The sequence below is a fragment of the Nocardia altamirensis NBRC 108246 genome (genome assembly GCF_001612685.1).
Lineage (GTDB): Bacteria > Actinomycetota > Actinomycetes > Mycobacteriales > Mycobacteriaceae > Nocardia > Nocardia altamirensis.
The window spans coordinates 38,359-59,886 of sequence record NZ_BDAY01000072.1; the positions used below are offsets into that span (position 1 = coordinate 38,359).

Genomic DNA, 21,528 nt, shown 5'->3' on the forward strand with positions numbered 1-21,528 from the left:
TGATGCGCAGGCGCAGTCGTCCGCGATTACCATGAGAACGCTCACCGATCGGCACCAGCGTCGGTCATCGAGCAGCTGCGCGGGAGGTGCGCGGTGCAGTACTCGGGGAGACGAGTGGATGATGACGACGAGACGGCGCTGGTTCGGCGCGCTCACCTGTGCCGCGGCGATCGGCCTGGTATTGACCGGGTGCACGGCGGTCAGCACCGACCGTGCGGCAGCGCCGGATACCGTGCGCTCTACCGAAAACCAGTGGGAGCTGGCCGGTTCGATGACCGCCTCCGGACCGAACGGTCCGCGCAAGGGCGTGCCGGACGCGCCGCTCAGCGCGGAGAACGGTGACGGCGGCAGGATCGACAAGCTCGCCTTGAACACCATTTCCGACGTGCAGGAATTCTGGACGACCGAGTACCCCAAGAACTTTCCCGGCACCTTCAAGCCGGTGACCAGGTTCCTGTCCTGGGACGCTGCCGCGCCCAAGGAGCAGTCGATCACCTTCTGCAAGATCGACACCTACCAGGTGGTGAACGCCGCCTACTGCAGCGGCGATCACACCATCGGCTGGGACCGCGGGGTGCTGCTGCCGAGCGTGGCGAAGAAGTTCGGCGACATGGCGGTCGTGATGGTGCTCGCACACGAGTACGGGCACGCGATTCAGGGCCAGGCGAAGCTCGCCGGGTTCTTCACCCCGGCGCTGGTGCAGGAACAGCAGGCCGACTGTCTGGCCGGCGTGTTCTTGCGTCATGTGGCCGAAGGCAATTCGGCGCACTTCACGTTGAACACCACCGACGGTCTCAACGCGGTGCTCGGCGCGACCGTCGCCATTCGGGATCAGGATCCGAACGATCCGAAGAACACGCACGGTTCCGCGTTCGAGCGGGTGACGGCCGTGCAGATCGGCTACACCGACGGCGCGCAGGGCTGTAAGAAGATCACCAGGCAGGAGATCTCCAAGCGCAGGGGTGACTTGCCGAAGACATTCGATCCCGGCGAGGAAGACGCCCAGCTCCCGGTGTCGGTGGCGTCGCTGACCAGCGTGAGCCAGGCGCTGGCGACCGTCTTCCCGACCACGAGCCCGCCGCAGCTCGACTACTCGGGAGTGGTGCGCAACTGCCCGAATACCACTACGACACAGCCTGTTTCGTATTGCCCCAGTGTGAACAAGGTCGGTACCGAGGTGTCTGCGCTTGCCAAGCGCGCCGGGACGATGAGCAAGGGCGACGATCCGCTTTCGGCCATGGTGGACGGTGACTACAACGCGTATGTGGTCTTCGTGTCGCGCTATGTCCTTGCGGTGCAACAGGATCGCAAGCTGACGGTGACCGGCGCCGAGACGGCCGGGCTCCGCACCGCCTGTCTGTCCGGTGTGTTCACCACTCGATTGAGCGAGCCCGGCAGCGACCCGCGCCTGTCCGCAGGCGACCTCGACGAGGCCGTCTCTGGCCTGCTCGCCGACGGTCTCGCCGCGTCCGACGTGAACGGCAAGGTCGTACCGAGCGGATTCGCGCGACTCGAGGCCTTCCGCACCGGCGTGCTCGACGGCGAGGACGCCTGCATGACGCGGTATCGCTAAGCGCTACAACGGAAGTGCGCACTGGTCCCGTGCGCACTTCCGACGATCGAGTCGCGCCGGTCGATGCGGATGAACGCGACGGATCTCCGCGCGGGGACTCACTTCCCGGAGAGGTGTGCTTCCAACCACTCGATGACGTCGCCGATCACCTTGTCCTGCTCCGGTTCGTTGAAGACCTCGTGATAGAGGCCGTCGTAGCGGTGCACGGTCAGATCGGTGGAGGCGGCATGCTGCTCGATGACGTCCGCACCCGACGGTGCGACAAGGCGGTCGGCGGTGCCCTGCAGCACCAGCAGCGGCACGGTGAGCTTGTCGAGGCGATCCTTCACCAGGTAGCTGGTGTGCAGGATCTCGGTGCCGGTCCTGGCGGGGAGCTTGCCGTGATGCACCAGCGGGTCGTTCACGTACGCGCGAACGACGGCGGGGTCGCGGCTGATCAGCGTCGGATCTATGGCCAGCACACCGAGATTCGGGGTGAGCTTGGTCAGAATCGGGGCGAGCGCGCGTTGCACCGCGTTACCGATCGCGATGTCCAGCGGCGGTGCGGACACCACAACGCCGGTGACGTCGAGCGGTGCTCGGGTGGCCAGGTGCAGCACGATGAGGCTGCCCATCGAGTGGCCGATGAGGAATCGGGGCACGTCGGGATGTTCGCGGGTCGCGATGTCGAGCATGCCTGCCACATTGTCCGCGGCGCCGTCGATCGAGCCGATATTGGCGTTGCCGCCCGCGGATTTGCCGTGGCCGATGTGGTCGAGTGCGTAGACGGCGAATCCGTCGATGGCGAGGCGATTGCCCACGTGGGCGTAGCGGCCGGAGTGCTCGCCGACGCCGTGCACGAGGACGATGACGGCACGCGCGGGGGTATCGGGCAGCCATGCGCGCCAAGCGATCCCGCTGCCGACGCCGTCGAAACGACCGGCCTTCTCGGTGATCGACACGGCGGTCGGCTCGGCGCCTCCGGTGCCGGGTTCGGTGGCATCGGGCTCAGCGGTCATGCATCGGCTCCTGAAGTTTGCGGTGCACTGTTCGTCGAGTGCGCCAACTGGGCGATCAGCCGGCGGTTGAACTCGATGAGTCGAGCGTAGTTGACCCGGGAGAGCCGCTCGTCGGTTCCGTGGATCGAGGCGATATCGCGTTCGCCGAGCACGATCGGCGCGAAGTTGCACCGGGTTGCGGCCAGATCGTGATAGTGCCTGGAGTCGGTGGCGCCGGGCACGATGCCGGAGGTGACCGCGATGCCTGGCACGACGGCCCGCGCGATATCCGCGATCACGTCGAACATCGGGCCGGTCCGTGGGTGGGCTGTCGGCTCCGAGCACATGCCTTCGGTTTCGATCCGAACACCCTTGTCGCGCACCACCTTCCGGCAGTGTTCCAGCACCGCGGCGATCGAGTCGCCTGGCAGGATGCGGAAGTTGACGAGGGCCTCGGCATGCTGGGGCAACACGTTCGCCTTCACCCCGCCGCGGATCACCGTGGGGGCGGTGGTGGTGCGCACCAGTGCCTCGGTCTGCGGCTGGGCCGCCATCATCCTGGTGATCAGCGGCGCCGCGAGGCCCGCGAGGCCGAGCAGGCCGCGGCGGACCGTCGGCAGCGCCTCGCGCACCCTGGCCAGCATGTCGGCCGTCACCGGCGTCATCCGCAACGGCATCGGATGATCCTGGAGCCTGCTCACCGCGCGGGCGATCCGGCCGACCGCCGTCTGCTTGCCAGGCATGGACGAATGCCCGCCGACCTCGCTGACCGACAATCGCACCGTCGCATAACCCTTTTCGCCGAGCATGACCGTGGCCACCGGCTGCGCGATCCCGTCGACGACACCCTCGGTGATCACGCCGCCCTCGTCGAGCAGCAGGTCGGCGCGCACGCCGAGCTCGCGCAGGTGCTGCGCCATCCTGACCGCGCCGGTGTCGCCGAACACCTCCTCGTCGTGGCCGAACGCCAGAAAGATGGTGTGCTGCGGGCGGATTCCGGCGGCGAGTGCCGCCTCGACCGCCTCCAGGATGGCGAGCACCCTGCTCTTGTCGTCGATCGCGCCACGGCCCCAGATGAATTCGTCATCGACCACGCCCGCGAACGGTGGATGCGTCCAGCGCTGCGCATCGTCCACCGGCACCACATCCTGATGCGCGAGCAGGATCGCCGCGACCCGTTCCGGTTCGACACCCGGCCACCGGTAGAGCCTGCTGTGTCCGAACCGTTCGAGTTCGAGTTCGGCGTGCACCAGCGGGAAGGATTGCTCGAGGTGCGCGGACAGCTGGGTGAACGGTGCATCCTCGACCTCGTCCGGAACGTCGGAGGATATGGTCACGCAGCGCAATGCGGCGGCGAGGCGCTCGGCGGTGAGATCGTCGACCGGTTGCGTCATCGGTCACCGGTGCGGTTCGGCAAATTCATGGACACCGTCGCATTGTCCAGCATGTCGGGAGCGGGCGTGATCGGCTGCCCGTTTCGCCAGTTCACGGCGGTGGTGCAGACGGTGCTTGGCCATGGGCATGCGGATGCGCGCGATACCGATCCAGGTGGCCCACGGCGAATGTAGGCGGGCAGCGACGGTGTTATTCGGGCGGCCGTCGGCCCAGGTGACCGGCGTAGGAAAGGGACACGACGGTCTAGCTGTTGCCGAGTCGCCGGGCGGATGCCACCCGGTGTTCACCCCGGGACGACAGCATGAGCGGTATGCCGGATGCCGTCGACGTGCTTGGCAGTGCACCGATTGACGCGCTCGCGGTGGGAACTGTGACCCTTGCGCTGCTGGCCGCGCTGTTGTTCGCGGTGTCGGCGGCGCTACAGCAGGGTGCCGCGCGACAGGCCGCGGTGGACGACGGGCAGAGCAGGTTCCTGATGATCGTCGGAATCGCTCGACGGCTGATCGCCGATCGCCGTTGGCTGGCCGGGCAAGGCGCCAATGTGGCCGGGTTCGTTATCCATGCGGTCGCGCTGCGGTTGGGCGCGATCGCGGTGGTGCAGGCGCTGCTGGTGGTGCAACTGCTGTTCGCGTTGCCGATCGCGGCGGCGCGGCGCAAACGGGCGCTGCTCCGGCGGGATTGGGCCGGAACTGTTTTCGTGTGCGGCGGATTGATCCTGCTCGTCGGACAGAGCGCGCCAGGGCACGCGGACCTACGACCGCAACTGCTGCCCGGCGTCGGTGTCGGCGTGTTCGCCACGATCATCGTGCTGATTGCCGCGTCGCGGCTGGCCCGCTCCACTCAGCTGCGTTCGGCGCTGGTCGCGGTCGCGGCAGGCTGCTGCTTCTCCACCACCGCGGTGCTGGTCGTCATCGCCACCACCGCGCTGCCTTCGCTCAGCTGGGCGCTGCTCGGCATCCCGGTCTCGACCGTCATCGGCGGCCTGCTCACTCAAGAGGCGTACGCGCGTGGTTCGCTGCCCACCGCGCTCACCGCCATGACGATCACCGACCCCGTCCTCAGCTACGCGGCAGGCCTCACCCTCTTCGCGGTCACCGTCCGCCCGCAGCCCGCCCTGCTCGTCCTCGCCGCCGCCCTGGTCATCACCGGCGTTGCCCTCCTCGCGAATTCCCCAACCCTGCACGACGAACGAGACCACACGCTCGAGCCTGCGCCGAAAACGCCGGTGCCAGAGGCCGTCCCGTAACTCGCGTTCAGGAGGGCCCCTAGCCCGGTACCGGCTTCAGCGGTTGTTCACAACCGAGCGCATGGTGGGCTCCCGAGCCCGAGCCCGAGCCCGAGCCCGAGCCCGAGCCCGAGCCCGAGCCCGAGCCCGAGCCCGAGCCCGAGCCCGAGCCCGAGCCCGAGCCGAATGCCTGTTGCCAGTGGTTGTCTCGTAACCGGGTGCGTACTGGACGATCGCAAGCACGCGCCGAATGCCCGGTGCCAGTGGGTGTCCCGTAACCGGGCGCGTGCAGGTCGACCTCGATCCGGCATCGGGCGCCTGCTCGTCGGGCGATCGCACGCCGAGCAATCAGTGTCAGCTGTCTTGGTCTGACATCGAGAGAACGTCCAATCTGCACGGGATCCGTTGTCGGCGCTGAACATCCGACGGTTGGGTCAGGCGGTGCGGGCGGGGGAGTCGTAGTCGGCGTAGAGGGCGAGCATGCCTGCGACGGTCGCGGACCAGGGGAAGCGTTCGGCGGCAGAGCGGGCGGCGTGGCGGCGCTGCGGAGCGGGGACGGTGAGCAGGGCGCGGACGCCGTCGGCCAGGCCGTGCGGGGAGCCGTCGGAGACGAAGCCGGACCCGGGAGCGTCGACGAGTTCGCCTGCGGCGCCGGCGTCGGGGACAACGACCGGGGTCCCACAGGCAAGCGCCTCCAGCACCGCGAGGCCGAATGTTTCGGCGGGGGAGGGGAATACGGCGATATCGGCGGCGGCGACCAGGTCGGCCATGGTGGTGCGGTCGGTCATGTGGCCGTGGAAGACGACAGGGAGGCCCGCGGCGAGCCGTTCTAGGCGTGGCCGCAACGGGCCGTCGCCGATGACGGACAGTTCGCAGCGCAGGCCGGACTCGGTCAGCACGCGCACCGCCTCGATCGCGCGGTCGGCGCGCTTCTCCCTCGACAGCCTGCTCACCATCACCAGGCGGACGAGCTCATCCGAGGGTGTTTCGGCGACCTGCTCGGTCGGGCGGAAGGTGCTCAGATCGACACCGAGCGGGACCCGGCGCACGTTGGTCGCGCCGATCCGCGCGAACTCCGCGGTCGCGAAACTCGAGGTGACGACTACCTTTTCGGCACGAACACAGAGCCTGCGGTTGGCCAGATCGGCGGCCGTGGTCAGCGGGAAGCCCGGTGGTACTCGGCTGCGCAGGATCGCGTCGATGCGTTCGTGCGAGAACAACACCAGCGGCACACCCGTGCCCCGCGCCCACGGCGCGAGCCACCGGACGCTCAGCTTGTCGCTGCACTCGAGCACATCGGGTCGCAGCCGGTCGAGGACGGCGCGGGTGCGCCGGGAGGTGAGCACGTGATAGCCGCCGGCACCGAACTTGGGGCTGTGCACGGTGATCCGGCGTCCGGACGGCGTCTGCTCGTCGTCGTCGGCCGGACCGGGAACCACGAGCACTCGCTCGTGCCCGGCCGCGAGATAGCCGCGGCCGATCTCGTCGACGCAGGTGCGCAAACCACCCGACGCCGGGGTGTAGAAGTTCGCGATCTGCACGATGCGCACTAGTGGACCACCGCTTCGACCGTTACTGAGCGGGTGCTCGTGCGCATCAGGCGACCTCGACCAGTTCGGCGTAGGTGGTGGCGCGCGCGCCCGCGCTGAGCGCCGCGTCGATCGCGCGGAGGGTGGCGTCGCGCAGGCCGGGGCGATGCAGGTCGTCGGGGTGCAAGGCGAGCCGGACCAGCCCGCCGCCTGCGGCGTTGCGGCGTGCCATGGTGACGAACATGGCGGCGCCGAAACGCTCGGACCAGCCGCCGCCAGGGCGGTGCGAGAGCGCGAAACCGCGATGCCTGCGGCCGGTGCGCAGATCCTTGGCGCCGAAGTGATCGGTGGTGTGCGAGAAGCCCGCGACGCGCAGTGCCTGTTCCGCCGCGGGGGAAGCCAGCCAGCCCGGCGGGGTGAAACCGGTGGTGAACAGCCCCGATTCGGTCATGACCGCGGTGGCGGCACGCAGTTTGGCGGCGGCCTCGTCGACGTCGAGCGCGGCGAATTCGGCGGCGCCGCGCGCCACCGCGCGGCCGAGCGTTCGACGGGGCCAGCTCCCTTCGGGCCCGGCCCGATGTGACCACCCATGCACCATGATTTCGTCACCCCCGGCGCGCCGTTCTCGTAGAAAACTCGCGAAGTCCGGTCGATCAGCCAGCGAAGCGCCGCGCCACGGGCCAGGTATGACCAGTAGCGACACCGGGATCCCGAACCCATCGGCGTCGGAACACCACTGTGCCGTCTCGTCCGCACTCGCAGGTGCGACGTCATGGACGCTCACCACCAACCGCGCACACACGCACCGCAAACTAACACCGCCCGGTTGCCACCAGCTGAACAACACGGTGCCGGTATCCGACGGATCGACGCGGCTCGGTTGCGCAGGTGCGCGGGCTTCGGAGGGAGCAGCGCCGATGTTGTCGTCGCCGCTGCCGTCGACGTCGATGACAGTCCAGCCGCCTTGCACGACGGGGTGCCGTGACGGGTGGTGGCGTTGAGCTCGAACCAGGTTCCGGCACGGCACGACGGACCGAAGCGCTGCACCGGCGGAGGGCGCGAGGTCGACCGCGACCCGACGAAATCGCCCGTCGTTCCAGCGAACAAATGGGCCATTCGGTTTCGCTATGGTCACCGCGAAGCATTAGGGGCTACAACATGATTCGCGTGGTGTGTGCGGCACGTCGGCGTATGATCGGGCCAGTGCGAGTGCCCGGGGGAAGTATGAGTGAGCCGGTGACCGCGGACTGGGAACAGTTCGTTCAAGCGCTGGCCCAATGTCTGTCGGAGCTACCTTCGCGAGCGACGTTGATCATTGCGGCGCCCGGCAACCGGTATGTCCAGTTCATGCAATACGACATCAAATTATCCGCTGAGCTGGCAGGCAATCATTATCTGTCGCAACCGATTCCGGATGCCGCCGCACAGGAATTGCGTGACCTCGGCTGGAATGAGCCGCTAATGCGGCGCGAAGTCGACAATTGGACCAGGACGATGTTCTGGCCGATCTCCCCGCGCAGCCTGATCGAATTCGCCCGCTCTGTGGCCATCGGCTTCCGCGACGCACTCGGCGTCGAGACACCGGTGGAGTTGCGCGCGATGGGATGGACCGAAGCGTCCGGTGATCTGGATCTCACCGTGCTCGGCTCGATCGCCCGTCGCGGCTTGAATTGACGCCGTCTGGACCTGCCCGTCCCGCCGGCTGCCATCCCTGAGGTCCCGTGGCAGAAGAGCCAGCACGTTGGCACTATCCTGAGTGGCATGGCAGCAGGTAAGCCCACCAAGGAAGCGAAGGCCGCCGCGAAGGCGGCCCGCAAGCAGCAGTCGAAAGAGCGCAGGCAGCAGCTCTGGCAGGCTTTCCAGATGCAGCGCAAGGAAGACAAGCTGCTGCTGCCGTTGATGATCGGCGCCTTGCTCGGCAGCACTGCCGTCTTCCTGGTCATCGGCATGATCTTCGGGTTGACCTGGTTCCTCGTTCCGCTCGGCGTCGTGCTCGGCGCGCTCGGCGCGTTCATCATCTTCGGTCGCCGCGTGCAGAAGAGCGTCTACGGCAAGGCCGAGGGACAGGCCGGCGCCGCGGCCTGGGTGCTGGACAACCTGCAGGGCAAGTGGCGGGTGACCAACGGCATTGCCGCGACCACCCAGCTCGACGCGGTGCACCGGGTGATCGGCCTGCCCGGCGTGGTGCTGGTCGCCGAGGGTTCCCCGCTGCGGGTGAAATCGCTGCTCGCGCAGGAGAAGAAGCGCACCGCGCGACTGATCGGCGACACCCCGATCTACGACGTCGTCATCGGCAACGACGACGGCCAGGTGCCGCTGAAGGAACTGCAGCGCTACCTCACCAAGCTGCCCCGCAACATCGACACCAAGCGCATGGACCTCATCGAGGGCAGGTTGACCGCGCTCAGCTCCCGCACCGGCCCGGCCCTGCCGAAGGGACCGATGCCTGCTGGCGCCAAGATGCGCGGCGTCCAGCGGACCATCCGCCGGCGCTGAGCTGGACTTACCCGAAAGGCCCGCACCACATGGTGCGGGCCTTTCGCGTACTGGTCGCCGCATCGAGGAGGTACTGGTGTCGGCATCGCCCGAGAGCCCTGCTGCACCAGTACCCCTTGATCTTGGTCATCCGCGAAGCAGCCAGAGCACGCGGTCGTAGGCAAAGTGGGAACTGGTGGCGGCATCGGCCGAGAGCGCTCCGCCACCAGTTCCCACTCGGTCACGGGCGAAGCAGCCAGAGCGGGCGGTCGTAGGCGAGGGCGTGGTGGACGACGAGGATCGCGGCGGAGATGAGGGCGCCCGCTTTGGGGCCCGCAGGGAGTGCGGATCCCTAGAACCGGTGCGAACCTTCAGGACCAATGCGGCCGTCAGCGGGAATGGACGAGCGCGGTGCCGGTCGCGCGATCGTGCATACCGCGGCCGTCACTATCGGTGAACAGGGCGGGCACCACGAAAACCAGCAGCGCCTGCCTGGCCAGCGCTCGCACGATGCCCACTGTCACGGGCGCATCGATCCGGACGGTGCGCAGCCGCAGGAAATACTGCCCCGGCGTGAACCCGAACAGCGTCACCGCCGCCACGCCGATCACGAACCAGATCAGCAACGTCAGGGTGGACGACGAGGCGCTGCGGGTGATCACCGCGGAAATACCGAGTGCGATCATCCAGTCGATGAACAGCGCGGCGATCCGGCGCATCATCCCGGCCAGCGACCCGGCACCGGACTTCGGCAGACCCAGTAGTGCGCCGGGGAACTCGGGGTTTGCCTGATCGCCGGAACCCTCCGAAGGACCGGAGAGCCACGATCCCGTCATGCGTGCCATGACCCCCACAATAAGCGGGGCCGACCGACCACCCGGCACCGCATAAGGGGAGTTCACGTCGGTGCGTCCCAGGTCGGATGGCAGGATTAGCATGTTCTAGGAGACCAGGTGGGACTCCTCACCTTTCCACCGGCACGTGTAACACTGGCGAAACACAACCTTGACTGCGGGGAAACACCGCGTCCATAGCGTCTGGACGCGACGAACCCGCCCGTAGCGACTGCTTGCAGGTCGCTCGAAAAGGCCAGCAAACGACACTGGCTGGGAACCGATCCGTAAGGAGAACAAGTGACGTTCAGCACGGCCGACGAGGTCATCAAATATCTCGCCGACGAGGAAGTCGAATATGTCGACATCCGCTTCAGCGATCTTCCCGGTGTGCAGCAGCACTTTTCGATCCCGGCGAAGGCTTTCACCACCGACCTCGCTGAGGAAGGGCTAGCGTTCGACGGCTCCTCCGTCCGTGGCTTCCAGTCGATCGACGAGTCGGACATGCTGCTGCTGCCCGACTTCAGCACCGCGCGCCTCGACCCGTTCCGCGCGGCGAAGACGCTGAACCTCAACTTCTTCGTGCACGACCCGTTCACGCGGGAGGCCTACAGCCGCGACCCGCGCAACATCGCCCGCAAGGCGGAGGAGTACCTGCGCTCGACCGGCATCGCCGACACCGCGTACTTCGGCGCCGAGGCGGAGTTCTACATCTTCGACTCGATCCGCTACGACTCGAAGATGAACGGCGCGTTCTACGAGATCGAGTCGGTCTCCGGTTCCTGGAACACCGGCGCGAAGTTCGATCCGGACGGCAAGCTGAACCGTGGTTACAAGGTGCGCAACAAGGGTGGTTACTTCCCCGTCGCGCCGTACGACCACTACGTGGACCTGCGCGACACGATCGCGACCAACCTGCAGAACGCGGGCTTCGAACTCGAGCGCGGCCACCACGAGGTCGGCACCGCCGGTCAGGCCGAGATCAACTACAAGTTCAACACCCTGCTCGGTGCGGCCGACGACCTGCAGCTCTTCAAGTACATCGTGAAGAACACCGCGTGGGCCGACGGCAAGACCGTCACCTTCATGCCGAAGCCGCTCTTCGGTGACAACGGCTCGGGCATGCACGTGCACCAGTCGCTGTGGAAGGACGGCAAGCCGCTGTTCCACGACGAGGCGGGCTACGGTGGTCTCTCGGATCTGGCGCGGCACTACATCGGCGGCATCCTGCACCACGCGCCGTCGCTGCTGGCGTTCACCAACCCGACCGTGAACTCCTACCACCGCCTGGTTCCTGGCTACGAGGCGCCGATCAACCTGGTGTACTCGCAGCGCAACCGCTCTGCGGCCGTGCGCATCCCGGTCACGGGCAACAACCCGAAGGCCAAGCGCATCGAGTTCCGCGCGCCGGACTCCTCGGGCAACCCGTACCTGGCCTTCGCCGCCATGATGATGGCTGGCCTGGACGGCATCAAGAACAAGATCGAGCCGCTTGCCCCCGTCGACAAGGACCTCTACGAGCTCCCGCCGGAGGAGGCCAAGAACATCCCGCAGGCGCCGACCAGCCTCGCCACGGTCATCGACCGCCTCGAGCAGGATCACGACTACCTGACCGAGGGCAACGTCTTCACCGACGACCTGATCGAGACCTGGATCAACATCAAGCGTGAGCAGGAAATCGCCCCGGTGAACCTGCGCCCGCACCCGTACGAATTCGAGCTCTACTTCGACGTGTAAGTCGTTCGTACACAGCGTCGTTCAACGGCCCATCCGCGAATCGCGGGTGGGCCGTTGGCCGTTCGGCGTGCGGCTCAGGTCGTTACGAGACCTTCCGATATTCAGTGGGGGAGATTCAGGCTGTTCCTTGAGTTTTCCTACTTTGATTGATAATCTGTTCCGGTGAGCGATGAGCTGGAGCATCGGATCGGGGAAGGTCCCGCGACGCGGGTCAGCCTTTCGCTGCCGGAAGGCACCGCCGAAGCCATCCGCCGCCGGGTGGGTAAGCGCGAGTTCTCGTCTTTTATCACCTCTGCCGTCGAGCGTGAGCTTCGCGGAATGCTGCTCGACGAGTACATCGCCGATCATGAGCGGCGTAATGGGCCGTTGCCCGAAGCGGAACGTCGACGTGCGCGGGATATGTTCGATCAGGCTCTCGGTGAGTCAGAGCAGTGGCACACGGCAAGCTGAACAAGCCTGGGCGCCCGACGGCAGGGCATGCTGGGACGTTGGTTCTGGACTGCGACGGATTGTCTCGGCTCATCGACGACTCGGTGTCGGTGGTCGCGATCGTCGCCGAGGCGCGCTCTCGCGGGATGGAGGTCGTGATCAGTGCGCTCACTATCATCGAAGCGACCCATCGCAAGACCGACCGGGCGCGACTCGCTTGGCTGCTGTCCGCCCTGCGCATAGAGCAGGTTGATGAAACGTCCGCGAAGGCGGCGTCGGCATTGTTGCTAGAAGCTGGATTGCATGGGCACAAGTACGCGATCGATGCCGTTGTGGCGGAAATGGCGCTACGCCAGCATATTCCAGTGCTGATGCTCACCAGTGACCTCGATGACATGCGCAAGCTGTGTGGCGAATCCGTGCATTTGATCACGACGTAGCGCGACTGCCCGAGGTGAATGCGAGATCGGCTCAATACGTGTGCACCAACGCCGACCCTGCGAGGCACGAGTTTGTCCGGCGCGGCGGCATCCCGGGCGAATCGCGGTGGGCGTCGGGTATGGGTAGCGGTCAGGTGCTGGGTGCGGAAAGTGGTGGGGCGTCGGGCGGCGGTAGTGGCGGGATGCCGGGCACAGGTACTGGTGAGGCGTCGGACGGGAGCGTCGGTAGGTGAGGGAGGGGCGCGGTGCCGGGTGTGGGCAGCGTTGTCGAGATGACCGGAGGGGTGGGGATGAGGCTCGGTGCGTTGTCGGTGGCGGGGCGGTAGGTTTCGAAGGCCAGCAGTCCGCTGGTCACGAGGGTGAGGGCGGCGAGGGTGCCGAGGAGTGGGCGGGCGAACCTGCGCACGAGGGATCTCGGTGGCCGATGGTCTGAAGTCATGGCTGTACCGCCCCCTCGCGCGACGCTGCTTGGTGACCAGATCGGGGGCTCGGTGCCTGTTGTTACGACCAAGATCCGTTGGGCGGACTGGGGGCGGGCGGGGCTCTAGGCTGGGGTGGTGATCGATGAGAGATTTGCTGAAATTGCCGGTGTTGCAACGGGTAACGGGTACTCGCATGCGGTGACTACGTCGGGGCGGCTGGCGTTTGTTTCGGGGCAGGTTGCGATGGATACCGAGGGGAAGGTGGTGGGGTTGGACGATCTTGCCGCGCAGACTCGGCAGGCGATGAGCAATCTGGGGAACGTGCTTCAGGCGTTGGGGAGTGACTGGACAGGGGTTGTGAAGTTCACGTGGTTTGTGACCGATGTGAGTGACTTGCAGGTGCTTCGGGATGCGCGGGACGAGTTTCTTCGGCCTGCGCTGGGGGATCGGCCGAATCCGGCGAGTTCACTGATTCAGGTTGCGGGGTTGTTCCGTCCTGAGTATCTGGTCGAAGTCGAAGCGGTTGTAGCGCTTTAGTTTTCGGCGGGAGATTCGCACTCGCTCTGTGGATTCGCACCCGTTCTAGCAGCTCATAAGGAGTGCGGATCCGCGGAAAGGGTGCGGATGCCGAGGAGGGGTGCGGATTTCAGTGCGGGTGCGGATGTGTTGTCGGGCGTGCGATTTGCGGGAATGGTGGATTGGCGGGATGATCATGGGGACGGTGCGTGCGGGGCGGCTCGCGTCGATGGGGAATCAAGTTTCGCGACACGATGCGGTGTGCATCGCGGCTCAGGCGCGATAAGGGCAGGTTGTCCAGGGGTTACCTCGGTGGATGAGGGGGCAATCTCGCTGGCCGGCAAGGGGATTCCGGTGAGTGGGGTAAACGCGGCGGGATGAGCGGGAAACTCCGCAGCGGGGCTGAGTGGAGCCCTACTGTCCCGCGCCATGAGGATCTCAATTGTTTCGTTGCTCGCCGCCGCATTGGCGACCTTTGCATTGACGGCGACAACCGCACCACCCATGGCGTCGGCGCAACCGGAGGCGCAGGCCGAGAGCGCCGTTGCCGCGGCGGGAAAGATCGATTTGCAAGGCGCGGTGAATGCTCGTGATATCGGCGGATATCGGACCTATGACGGCGCGAAGGTGAAGTCGGGCAAAGCCATTCGAGCGGACTCGCTGGAAAAGCTGACCGCGGCCGATCTGCAGAAGCTGGCGGGGCTGAAAGTGAAGACCGTCATCGATCTGCGCACGCAGGCGGAAGTTCAGTTCGCCGGGCCGGACAAGCTGCCGCAGGGCGCACAGCTGGTGGCCAGGCCGATCGACGACACCGGCCTGTTCCAGAAGCTGCTTCAGGTGATCCAGTTGCGCGACCCGGTGAAGCAGGAGGAGATGCTCGGCAACGGTAAGGCCGAGGAGATCATGAAGGGGGTGTACACCAGTTTCTTGACCCCCGCCTCGCGCGCCGCGTTCGGACAGACGGTGAAGGATCTGGCCAACACCGACAAGGCCACGCTGTACCACTGCACCGCGGGCAAGGACCGCACCGGCTTCCTGACCTATGTGGTGCTGCGGGCGGTCGGTGTGCCGGAAGCCACCGCGAAGCAGGACTATCTGCTGTCGAACCAGTACCGTGCCGCGGCCGACGCCGCGTTGCGCCAGCAGGTCAAACAGGCTGGCCTGATGCAGAATCCGGATCTGCTCATCCCGCTGCAAGAGGTCCGCAACCAGTACCTGGACACGGCCGTCGCGAAGCTGGAACAGGACTACGGCAGCTTCGGCAAGTTCCTGACCCAGGGCCTTGGCCTCGATGCCGGAACCATCCTGAAGCTGCGCAAGAACCTCGTCAGCTAGTCAAGGAAAGTCGTTGGGGCCCGTCCACCGAAAGTGGATGGGCCCCAACAGCACTAGGCCTGCTTTTTGGCGCGCAACGCGGTGGCCAGTTGGGTCGGCATCGGTTCGTGCCGGGTGTAGGAGCGGGTGAAGTCGCCGGTGCCGTGCGAGAGCGAACGCAGATCGATGGCGTAGCGACTGAGTTCGAGTTCCGGCACCTCGGCGTGGATTCGGGTCCGGCCCGCGCCGTGCGGCTCGGTGCCGAGGACGCGACCGCGACGACCGGAAAGGTCGCTCAACACCGGGCCGACGTAGTCGTCGGACACCAGCACCCATACCTCGGCAAGCGGTTCCAGCAGGGCGATTCCCGCAGCGTTGGCGGCCTCGCGCAAGGCCAGGGCACCGGCCGTCTGGAATGCCGCATCGGAGGAGTCCACCGAATGCGCCTTCCCGTCGAACAGTGTGACCCGCACATCGACCAGCGGATTACCGGTGGCAACCCCGCGCAGCGCCTGCGCACGCACCCCTTTCTCCACCGACGGAATGAATTGGCGGGGAACGACTCCGCCAACCACCTTGTCCACGAACTCGATGCCTGACCCGCCGGGCAGCGGCTCCACTTCGATCTCGCAGACGGCGTACTGGCCGTGTCCACCGGACTGCTTGACGTGCCTGCCGCGCCCATTCGCCTTGCCCGCGAACGTTTCTCGCAGCGCAACCTGATGCTCGATCACGTCGACCTGCACGCCGAACCGGGTGCGCAGTCGCTCCAACGCGACATCGCGATGCGCCTCGCCGAGGCACCACAGCACCAATTGCCTGGTGTGACTGTTGTGTTCGAGCCGCACCGCTGGATCCTCGGCCGCCAACCTGGCCAGGCTTTGCGAGAGCTTGTCCTCGTCGGCCTTGCTGTGCGCGGCGATCGCGATGGGCAGCAAGGGATCCGGCATCTGCCACGGTTCGATCAGTAGCGGCGTGCCGGTGCCGGACAGGGTGTCGCCGGTTTCCGCGCGGCTGAGTTTGGTCACGTAGGCGATATCGCCCGCGATGGCCTGGCCGAGCGGGCGCTGGCCCTTGCCGAACGGCGTGGAGACCGCGCCGACCCGTTCGTCCACGTCGTGGCTTTCGTGACCGCGATCCTCCTGGCCGTGTCCGCAGACGTGCACGGTGTCGTCGGCGCGCAGCGTGCCGGAGAACACGCGCACCAGCGACACCCGGCCGACGTACGGATCCGACGCGGTGCGGATCACCTCGGCCGCGAGCTCACCGTTCGGATCGCAGGTGAGCGGATGCGCCGCAGCGCCATTGGGGGCGCGCACGGCGGACACGACATGCTCCGACGGGGTGGGGAAGCCGCCGCTGATCAGATCGAGCAGTTCGACCGTGCCCAGCCCCTGTTTGGCGCCTTCCGGCGCGGGTGCACCGAACAGGACCGGGTGGAAACTGCCGCGGGCGACGGCACGCTCGAGATCGGTGACCAGGGTGGCGAGCTCGATCTCCTCGCCGCCCAGATAACGCTCCATCAGCGTCTCGTCTTCGCTTTCGGCGATGATGCCCTCGATCAGCCGGTTGCGTGCCTCCTCCAGCATCGGCTGCTGCTCGGGTGACGGCGCGCCTGCCACACATTCGCCGGTCGAATAGTCGACCACGCAGTTCGGCAGCAGCTCGATCAGCCCGGTGACCGGACGATGTCCGTCCGGGTTCTTCGGCCCGTACACCGGAAGATGCAGCGGCAGAATATTTTCCGAGGAGCCACCGCCGAGCACCGCACGACAGGTCTCGGTCATCTCGTCGTAGTCGGCGCGTGCGGTGTCGAGATGGGTGATCACGATCGCCCTCGGCATCCCGACCGCGGCACACTCCTCCCACAGTGCGCGGGTCGCTCCGCTCACGCCTTCGGAACCCTCGGCCGCCGAGATGACGAACAGCGCCGCATCCGCCGCGCGCAAGCCTGCCCGCAATTCACCGACGAAATCCGCGTATCCGGGGGTGTCGAGCAGGTTGATCTTCAGCCCGTCCCAGGCCAGCGGCACCACCGACAACTGCACCGATCGGTGCTGGCGATGCTCGATTTCGTCGTAATCCGACAGTGAGGTCCCGTCCTCGACCCGCCCCGCCCGGTTCACCGTCCCCGTGGTCAGTGCCATCGCCTCGACCAGCGTTGTCTTCCCTGACCCACTGTGCCCGACCAGCACCACATTTCGAATCTGATCCGGCCTCTCGGCCGCGACTACTCTGCCGTTGCCCCCAGCAGCTCCACTCTTGTCCACTGTGCGTCTCGCTTCCTCGCGCCCCGTCACCTGCGGTACTTCGAGCTTCCCACCGGCGGTAGCCGCGCGTCCACGGATCGGGAGATCCGGTGTGTGCGGACCGCACAGTCCGTGCCGTCCGATAACCCCTTGCCGCGGGTCCTTCGGCCCGCCCAAGATGGCCCGATGCTGGTATCAGACGGCGTTGTCGCACTGCGCCCGATCACGGTGGCCGACGCCGAGGCGCACCTGGCGGGCGAGGACGACGAACTGGCTCGCTGGTTGAACGGTGGGCGCAGCACGCTGGAGACAGTGGTGCGGCATTTCGATCGATGTGTGCAGCGATGGCAAAACAATGGAGCCAGTAGAACATTCGCGGTGGTCGAAGTCGCGGACGAAACCTTGGTCGGCACCGTGGACGTGCACACCAGGCAGTCGTATCTCGCACCGGGACAGGCGAATCTGGCCTACGGAATCTATCCGGACCGCCGCGGACGCGGCTATGCGACGCGCGCGGTCGAGCTCGCGTGCCGATACCTCGCGGAATCGGGTCTGGCGGAGGCGGCGCTGATCAGGGTTGATCCGGAAAACCGCCCGTCCGCGGCGGTCGCGCTGCGCGCCGGGTTCGTTTTCAGCCACTCCGGCGAGGACGACGAGGGACCGGTCGACTGCTACGTGCGCGCTGTGCGGACTTGACCAGCGGGCGCCGTCGGGGTGAGAGTGCGCGGATGGTTGTCACACCCGACGTGTCACGCGCGACGCTGCGCAAGGTCACACTCCGCCTGGTGCCCTTCCTCGGGCTGCTGTACTTCGTCAACTATCTGGACCGGGTCAATATCGGGTTCGCCGGGCCGAGCGGGATGAAGGCCGATCTCGGGCTCACCGAGACGGCGTTCGGGCTGGCGTCGGGGATCTTCTTCATCGGCTACCTGCTGCTCGAGGTGCCGAGCAATCTGGCGTTGCACCGGTTCGGGGCGCGCCGGTGGATCGCCAGGATCCTGGCGAGCTGGGGTCTGGTCGCGACGGCGATGGCGTTCGTGCCCAACGAAACCGTGCTCTACATCCTGCGATTCGCGCTCGGGGTGGCGGAAGCCGGGTTCTTTCCCGGCATCCTGCTCTATCTCACCTACTGGTTTCCGCAGTCGCAGCGGGCGAAGATCGTCGCGCTGTTCATGGTCGCCATTCCGGTGTCCACCGCGCTCGGTTCGACCGTGTCGAGCCTGATCATCGAGTACGGCCATGGGGTTTTCGGGCTCAGCGGCTGGCGGTTCATGTTCCTCGTCGAGGGCCTGCCTGCGTTGCTGCTCGCGGTGGTGACCTGGTTCTTCCTCACCGACAGTCCCGCACAGGCGAAATGGCTGACGCGGGACGAAAGGCAATGGCTCAGTAGCGAACTCGCGGCGGAGCAGGCCGAGGTGGAGAAGGCCGGGCAGTGGACGCTGCGCAAGGCGCTCACCGACGCACGGATACTCGGCCTCGCCCTCGTCTACGGCGGCATCGTGTACGGGCTGTACGCGTTGGGATTCTTCCTGCCGACGATCATCAACGGATTCCAAGAGCAGTACGGCACCCACTATTCGGTGGTGCAGCGCGGCCTGATCAACGCGGTGCCCTACGTGATCGGCGCCGTGGTGATGGTGTGGTGGAGCAGGCACGGCGACCGCACCGGCGAAAGGGCTTGGCACGTCGCGCTTCCCGCGCTGATCGGCGGGCTCGCCATTCCGGTGGCGCTCTACCTCGGCAACCCGTTCGCCGCCATGGTCGCGGTAACCGTCTGCGCCGTAGGTGTTCTCGCCGCCCTCCCCACCTTCTGGGCGCTGCCGAGCGCCTTCCTCTCCGGCGCCGCCGCAGCAGGCGGCATCGCTTTGATCAACTCCATCGGCAACCTCAGCGGCTTCGCCGCCCCCTACATCACCGGCGGCCTCAAGGACTGGACCGGCACGCAACGCGCAGGCCTCTGGGTCGTCGGCGCCTGCATGATCGCCTCCGCCGTCGGCGTCGTAGCCCTCTGGAAACGCACTCGCCCCCAGCCCTAGCGGGGCCGGACCAGGATTCGGTACGGCGCCGGACTACGGCGGCCTCGGCTGTCAGCGTGTCCGGATCGGTGAGAATCCTGATGACCAGGTCGATTTCGCCGCTGAAGTCACCAGGATCCACTCACCGCTCCTAGAGGTCAGGCGGAGACGATGCCGCCGTAGGAGCCGAAGGCGCGGCCCTTGGTGGTGCAGTTGAAGCTGCCGTGGAAGCCGATTTCGCATTTGGCGCCCGCGTGTTCGATGTACGGGCCCCACTGGCCCTGACCGGTCTTGACCGAGTCGAGGCTCGGGTTGCCGCCGGGGAGGGTGTAGGGGGTGCCTGGGTCGAACGTGGGATGGGCGGGCAGCCAAGGCTGGTCGATGACCATCTCGCTGGCGAAGAACGTGAACGGCACGTTGCTGTACTGGATGCGCATGGGGTAGGCGAAGTCGCAGCCGGTGGTGCCGTCCCCGAAGATGGCGCAGTTGAAGCTGCCCACACTGAAGTACACGGTGCCCGGATCGGCCTGTGCGGTGGCGGTGAACAGGATCGGCGCCGCTGCGGCCGCGGCGGCAATTGCGGCGACCTTGCGCATGGTGCGTTTCATACGGAACTCCTCGGTGACTCGACAAAGCGGAATCAGGACCCAACAGGTTTGTCGGGTTTACCGAGGTATTCGTTTCGAACGGAAGTGTGGATACCCCTTGGTGACCGCACGGCGAATTCGATCAACCGGTCTGCGCGCAATTGTGCGTTCGCATATTCACCGAATGGCCGGCGAATATGCGAACGCGATGCCGGATCAGACGCAGGCAGGCGAGGTTTCGCCGAGCGGGATGATGCTTTCGCAGACCCAGCCGGTCTCGAGTCGCCACGCATTGTCCTCGGCCACCAACGGGACGACTATCGGGCGTTTGGCGCCCGCCGAGCTCGAGATCGAGGTGGCGAGCAGGCTGTCGCCGTTGAACTCGGTCACCTTGTTGACCTCGATGGTCATCGGGTAGGGCGCGAAGACCGTCGCCAGCTTGGTCAGCAGTTCGGGATCCTTGTCCTCGCCCGCGATGCGCAGGGTTTTTCCGGCGGCGGGGACGTTCGGGTCGAAGGTCTGCGCCAGTTGTGCGGTCAGGTCGGCCGCGGTAGGCAGCGGCGGAGGCGTCGTCGGATCCGGCTCGTTGCCGGGCAGCGAGTCGGGGTAGAGCTGGTGCACGATCGCGCCCCAGATCGAGGACGCGGACACCTGAAGCAGCGTCGGCGGCACCGTGTACTGGTTGACGACCACCGCGACGCTGACGCGACGCTCCGGGAGATAGGCGACATGGGTGGAGTAGCCGAGCACGCCGCCGGTATGGCCGAGCCATGGGCCGAAACGCTGCAAGCCGAGAGCGTACTCGACCGTGCCTTCGGTGAATTGCTGTCTGGTCTGGTTGGTTTCGGGCTTCAGCAGGTCACCGCGGGCCAGCTTGGGCGCGTAGGCGGCCAGTTCGTTGACGGTCGACACCATCGAACCTGCGGCGCCGAAGAGGGCAGGGGAGTTGCGCGCGGTGACGTCGGTGGCGGTCTCGTCGAAGTAGGAGTAGCCGCGGCTGGCGGGACTCGGCACGGTGACATCGGCCGGGTAGGTCGTCTCGCGCAGTCCGTGTGCCGTCGCGATGCCGTCGAGGACCTCGTGGATCGGCTTGCCGGTTACTTTCTCCAAAACCAGTCCGAGCAGGAAGTATTCGGAGTTGGAGTATTCGGTCTTGGTGCGCGGTGGTTGTGCCTTGTCCGGGTTGGTGGTCAGCAGGCGCAGCCGAGCGCCGTCCTGCCATTCGCCGGTTTCCTTCGACAGGAGCTGAGCCGTGTAGTCGGGATCGCCGCCGAGATCCCAGACTCCGCCGCGCATGCCGAGCAGGTCGCGCAGGGTGATGGTCTGCCCGTTCGGGACGCCGGGGACGTACTTCTCCAGCGGATCGTCGAGCGAGAGTTTGCCTTCGTCCGCGGCCTTGAGCACCGCGGTCGCCGTGAAAGTCTTGGTGACACTGCCGATCCGGACGTGGTCGGTGACCTGCATCGGCCGCCCGGACGCGAGATCGGCGACACCGTAAGCCTTCACGAGCGTGCCGTGCTCGGGGTCGTGGATCGCGACAAGCGCACCGGGGATCAGGCCGGCGTCCATCTGCTTGCGGACGGTCTCGTCGAGCTTGCTCGCCACCTCCGCCGGGAACGCGGGCCCGCCCTCCACCTCCCAGCAGCCGACCAGCATCGTGGCGACCGCCGCAACGGTCAGGCCGAGGGCGTACCGCGCAAGTCTGTTCCTACCGAACATTTTTCGATCCCCCCACGCTCTGAACCAGATACACGAGTACTACTCCGATCCCACGCGACCGTCATCGCGCCGCGGGGGCGGCACCTCACGCAT

The 21,528-nt window shown here is 66.6% G+C and carries 20 protein-coding genes; 11 read left to right on the forward strand and 9 right to left on the reverse strand.

All coding sequences use genetic code 11. The annotated features are described in order from the left end of the window. Window positions 1–118 precede the first annotated feature (118 nt). Window positions 119–1,573, forward strand: coding sequence for a neutral zinc metallopeptidase (locus NA11_RS32430; RefSeq protein ID WP_245746330.1), 1,455 nt, complete (start codon window positions 119–121; stop codon window positions 1,571–1,573). 98 nt (window positions 1,574–1,671) lie between these two features. Here NA11_RS32430 and NA11_RS32435 read toward each other — a convergent pair whose 3' ends face one another. Then, the gene (locus NA11_RS32435) at window positions 1,672–2,571 is read right to left on the reverse strand and encodes an alpha/beta hydrolase (protein ID WP_084655244.1); all 900 of its coding nucleotides are present in this window, start codon (window positions 2,569–2,571) and stop codon (window positions 1,672–1,674) included. Beyond that, window positions 2,568–3,944 (reverse strand): M20/M25/M40 family metallo-hydrolase, encoded by a 1,377-nt coding sequence (locus tag NA11_RS32440; protein WP_069165858.1) that lies wholly within the window; start codon window positions 3,942–3,944, stop codon window positions 2,568–2,570. The genes NA11_RS32435 and NA11_RS32440 overlap by 4 nt, the downstream gene beginning before the upstream one ends. 302 nt (window positions 3,945–4,246) lie before the next feature. Here NA11_RS32440 and NA11_RS32445 point away from each other — a divergent pair, with 302 nt between their 5' ends. After that, window positions 4,247–5,191, forward strand: coding sequence for a DMT family transporter (locus NA11_RS32445; protein WP_245746332.1), 945 nt, complete (start codon window positions 4,247–4,249; stop codon window positions 5,189–5,191). A 413-nt stretch (window positions 5,192–5,604) separates the two neighbouring features. Here the strand turns inward: NA11_RS32445 and NA11_RS32450 are convergent, their stop codons facing one another. Then, window positions 5,605–6,720 carry a glycosyltransferase gene (locus NA11_RS32450; RefSeq protein WP_069165860.1) on the reverse strand — a complete coding sequence of 372 codons (1,116 nt, stop codon included), beginning with the start codon at window positions 6,718–6,720 and terminating at the stop codon, window positions 5,605–5,607. A gap of 46 nt (window positions 6,721–6,766) precedes the next feature. Next, window positions 6,767–7,834, reverse strand: coding sequence for a DUF2334 domain-containing protein (locus tag NA11_RS32455; RefSeq protein ID WP_369691178.1), 1,068 nt, complete (start codon window positions 7,832–7,834; stop codon window positions 6,767–6,769). Between the two features lie 89 nt (window positions 7,835–7,923). Here NA11_RS32455 and NA11_RS32460 point away from each other — a divergent pair, with 89 nt between their 5' ends. Both NA11_RS32460 and NA11_RS32465 read left to right on the forward strand, forming a co-directional pair. Then, entirely contained in the window at window positions 7,924–8,373 is a 450-nt protein-coding gene (locus NA11_RS32460) for a TY-Chap domain-containing protein (protein WP_069165861.1), read from the forward strand. Window positions 8,374–8,460: 87 nt separating this feature from the next. Then, window positions 8,461–9,195 (forward strand): DUF4191 domain-containing protein, encoded by a 735-nt coding sequence (locus NA11_RS32465; RefSeq protein WP_069165862.1) that lies wholly within the window; start codon window positions 8,461–8,463, stop codon window positions 9,193–9,195. Window positions 9,196–9,563: 368 nt separating this feature from the next. On the opposite strand, the gene NA11_RS32470 is transcribed toward NA11_RS32465, so the two are convergent. Then, window positions 9,564–10,019: an RDD family protein gene (locus NA11_RS32470; RefSeq protein ID WP_069165863.1), complete on the reverse strand. Its 456-nt coding sequence runs from the start codon at window positions 10,017–10,019 to the stop codon at window positions 9,564–9,566. Window positions 10,020–10,307: 288 nt separating this feature from the next. Between NA11_RS32470 and glnA the strand changes: the two genes are divergently transcribed. The 3 genes from glnA to NA11_RS32485 all read left to right on the forward strand — a co-directional run bounded on the left by glnA (window position 10,308) and on the right by NA11_RS32485 (window position 12,613). Next, window positions 10,308–11,744, forward strand: a complete 1,437-nt coding sequence (glnA, locus tag NA11_RS32475) for a type I glutamate--ammonia ligase (protein ID WP_069165864.1) — start codon at window positions 10,308–10,310, stop codon at window positions 11,742–11,744. 162 nt (window positions 11,745–11,906) lie between these two features. Beyond that, window positions 11,907–12,194, forward strand: a complete 288-nt coding sequence (locus tag NA11_RS32480) for a hypothetical protein (protein ID WP_174567761.1) — start codon at window positions 11,907–11,909, stop codon at window positions 12,192–12,194. Next, entirely contained in the window at window positions 12,176–12,613 is a 438-nt protein-coding gene (locus tag NA11_RS32485; RefSeq protein ID WP_245746336.1) for a DNA-binding protein, read from the forward strand. Before NA11_RS32480 ends, NA11_RS32485 begins: the two co-directional genes overlap by 19 nt. Before the next feature lie 130 nt (window positions 12,614–12,743). Here the strand turns inward: NA11_RS32485 and NA11_RS32490 are convergent, their stop codons facing one another. Beyond that, on the reverse strand, window positions 12,744–13,052 hold the full coding sequence (locus NA11_RS32490) for a hypothetical protein (RefSeq protein WP_141717959.1): 309 nt from the start codon (window positions 13,050–13,052) through the stop codon (window positions 12,744–12,746). A gap of 118 nt (window positions 13,053–13,170) precedes the next feature. On the opposite strand from NA11_RS32490, the gene NA11_RS32495 reads away from it, so the two are divergent. After that, a complete protein-coding gene (locus NA11_RS32495; protein ID WP_069165888.1) occupies window positions 13,171–13,572 on the forward strand; it encodes a RidA family protein in 402 nt (133 codons plus the stop codon). A gap of 408 nt (window positions 13,573–13,980) precedes the next feature. Next, complete coding sequence (locus tag NA11_RS32500) at window positions 13,981–14,886, forward strand: tyrosine-protein phosphatase (RefSeq protein ID WP_069165866.1); 906 nt, start codon at window positions 13,981–13,983, stop codon at window positions 14,884–14,886. A gap of 53 nt (window positions 14,887–14,939) precedes the next feature. On the opposite strand, the gene NA11_RS32505 is transcribed toward NA11_RS32500, so the two are convergent. Continuing rightward, entirely contained in the window at window positions 14,940–17,135 is a 2,196-nt protein-coding gene (locus NA11_RS32505) for an elongation factor G-like protein EF-G2 (RefSeq protein WP_069165867.1), read from the reverse strand. Window positions 17,136–17,300: 165 nt separating this feature from the next. Between NA11_RS32505 and NA11_RS32510 the strand changes: the two genes are divergently transcribed. Beyond that, window positions 17,301–17,810, forward strand: a complete 510-nt coding sequence (locus NA11_RS32510; RefSeq protein ID WP_069165868.1) for a GNAT family N-acetyltransferase — start codon at window positions 17,301–17,303, stop codon at window positions 17,808–17,810. A 32-nt stretch (window positions 17,811–17,842) separates the two neighbouring features. After that, on the forward strand, window positions 17,843–19,150 hold the full coding sequence (locus NA11_RS32515) for an MFS transporter (protein WP_069165869.1): 1,308 nt from the start codon (window positions 17,843–17,845) through the stop codon (window positions 19,148–19,150). 137 nt (window positions 19,151–19,287) lie between these two features. On the opposite strand, the gene NA11_RS32520 is transcribed toward NA11_RS32515, so the two are convergent. Beyond that, window positions 19,288–19,737 carry a hypothetical protein gene (locus tag NA11_RS32520; protein WP_084655246.1) on the reverse strand — a complete coding sequence of 150 codons (450 nt, stop codon included), beginning with the start codon at window positions 19,735–19,737 and terminating at the stop codon, window positions 19,288–19,290. 195 nt (window positions 19,738–19,932) lie between these two features. After that, complete coding sequence (locus tag NA11_RS32525) at window positions 19,933–21,435, reverse strand: serine hydrolase domain-containing protein (RefSeq protein ID WP_069165870.1); 1,503 nt, start codon at window positions 21,433–21,435, stop codon at window positions 19,933–19,935. Between the last annotated feature and the right edge of the window lie 93 nt (window positions 21,436–21,528).

What these genes read in the sequence shown, in the direction of transcription:
- NA11_RS32460 (WP_069165861.1), top strand. Translation starts at nt 7,924, where the DNA reads ATGAGTGAGCCGGTGACCGCGGACTGGGAACAGTTCGTTCAAGCGCTG.
- NA11_RS32430 (WP_245746330.1), top strand. Translation starts at nt 119, where the DNA reads ATGATGACGACGAGACGGCGCTGGTTCGGCGCGCTCACCTGTGCCGCG.
- NA11_RS32465 (WP_069165862.1), top strand. Translation starts at nt 8,461, where the DNA reads ATGGCAGCAGGTAAGCCCACCAAGGAAGCGAAGGCCGCCGCGAAGGCG.
- NA11_RS32440 (WP_069165858.1), bottom strand. Translation starts at nt 3,944, where the DNA reads ATGACGCAACCGGTCGACGATCTCACCGCCGAGCGCCTCGCCGCCGCA.
- NA11_RS32435 (WP_084655244.1), bottom strand. Translation starts at nt 2,571, where the DNA reads ATGACCGCTGAGCCCGATGCCACCGAACCCGGCACCGGAGGCGCCGAG.
- NA11_RS32490 (WP_141717959.1), bottom strand. Translation starts at nt 13,052, where the DNA reads ATGACTTCAGACCATCGGCCACCGAGATCCCTCGTGCGCAGGTTCGCC.
- NA11_RS32510 (WP_069165868.1), top strand. Translation starts at nt 17,301, where the DNA reads ATGCTGGTATCAGACGGCGTTGTCGCACTGCGCCCGATCACGGTGGCC.
- NA11_RS32445 (WP_245746332.1), top strand. Translation starts at nt 4,247, where the DNA reads ATGAGCGGTATGCCGGATGCCGTCGACGTGCTTGGCAGTGCACCGATT.
- NA11_RS32520 (WP_084655246.1), bottom strand. Translation starts at nt 19,737, where the DNA reads ATGAAACGCACCATGCGCAAGGTCGCCGCAATTGCCGCCGCGGCCGCA.
- NA11_RS32525 (WP_069165870.1), bottom strand. Translation starts at nt 21,435, where the DNA reads ATGTTCGGTAGGAACAGACTTGCGCGGTACGCCCTCGGCCTGACCGTT.
- NA11_RS32470 (WP_069165863.1), bottom strand. Translation starts at nt 10,019, where the DNA reads ATGGCACGCATGACGGGATCGTGGCTCTCCGGTCCTTCGGAGGGTTCC.
- NA11_RS32500 (WP_069165866.1), top strand. Translation starts at nt 13,981, where the DNA reads ATGAGGATCTCAATTGTTTCGTTGCTCGCCGCCGCATTGGCGACCTTT.
- NA11_RS32515 (WP_069165869.1), top strand. Translation starts at nt 17,843, where the DNA reads ATGGTTGTCACACCCGACGTGTCACGCGCGACGCTGCGCAAGGTCACA.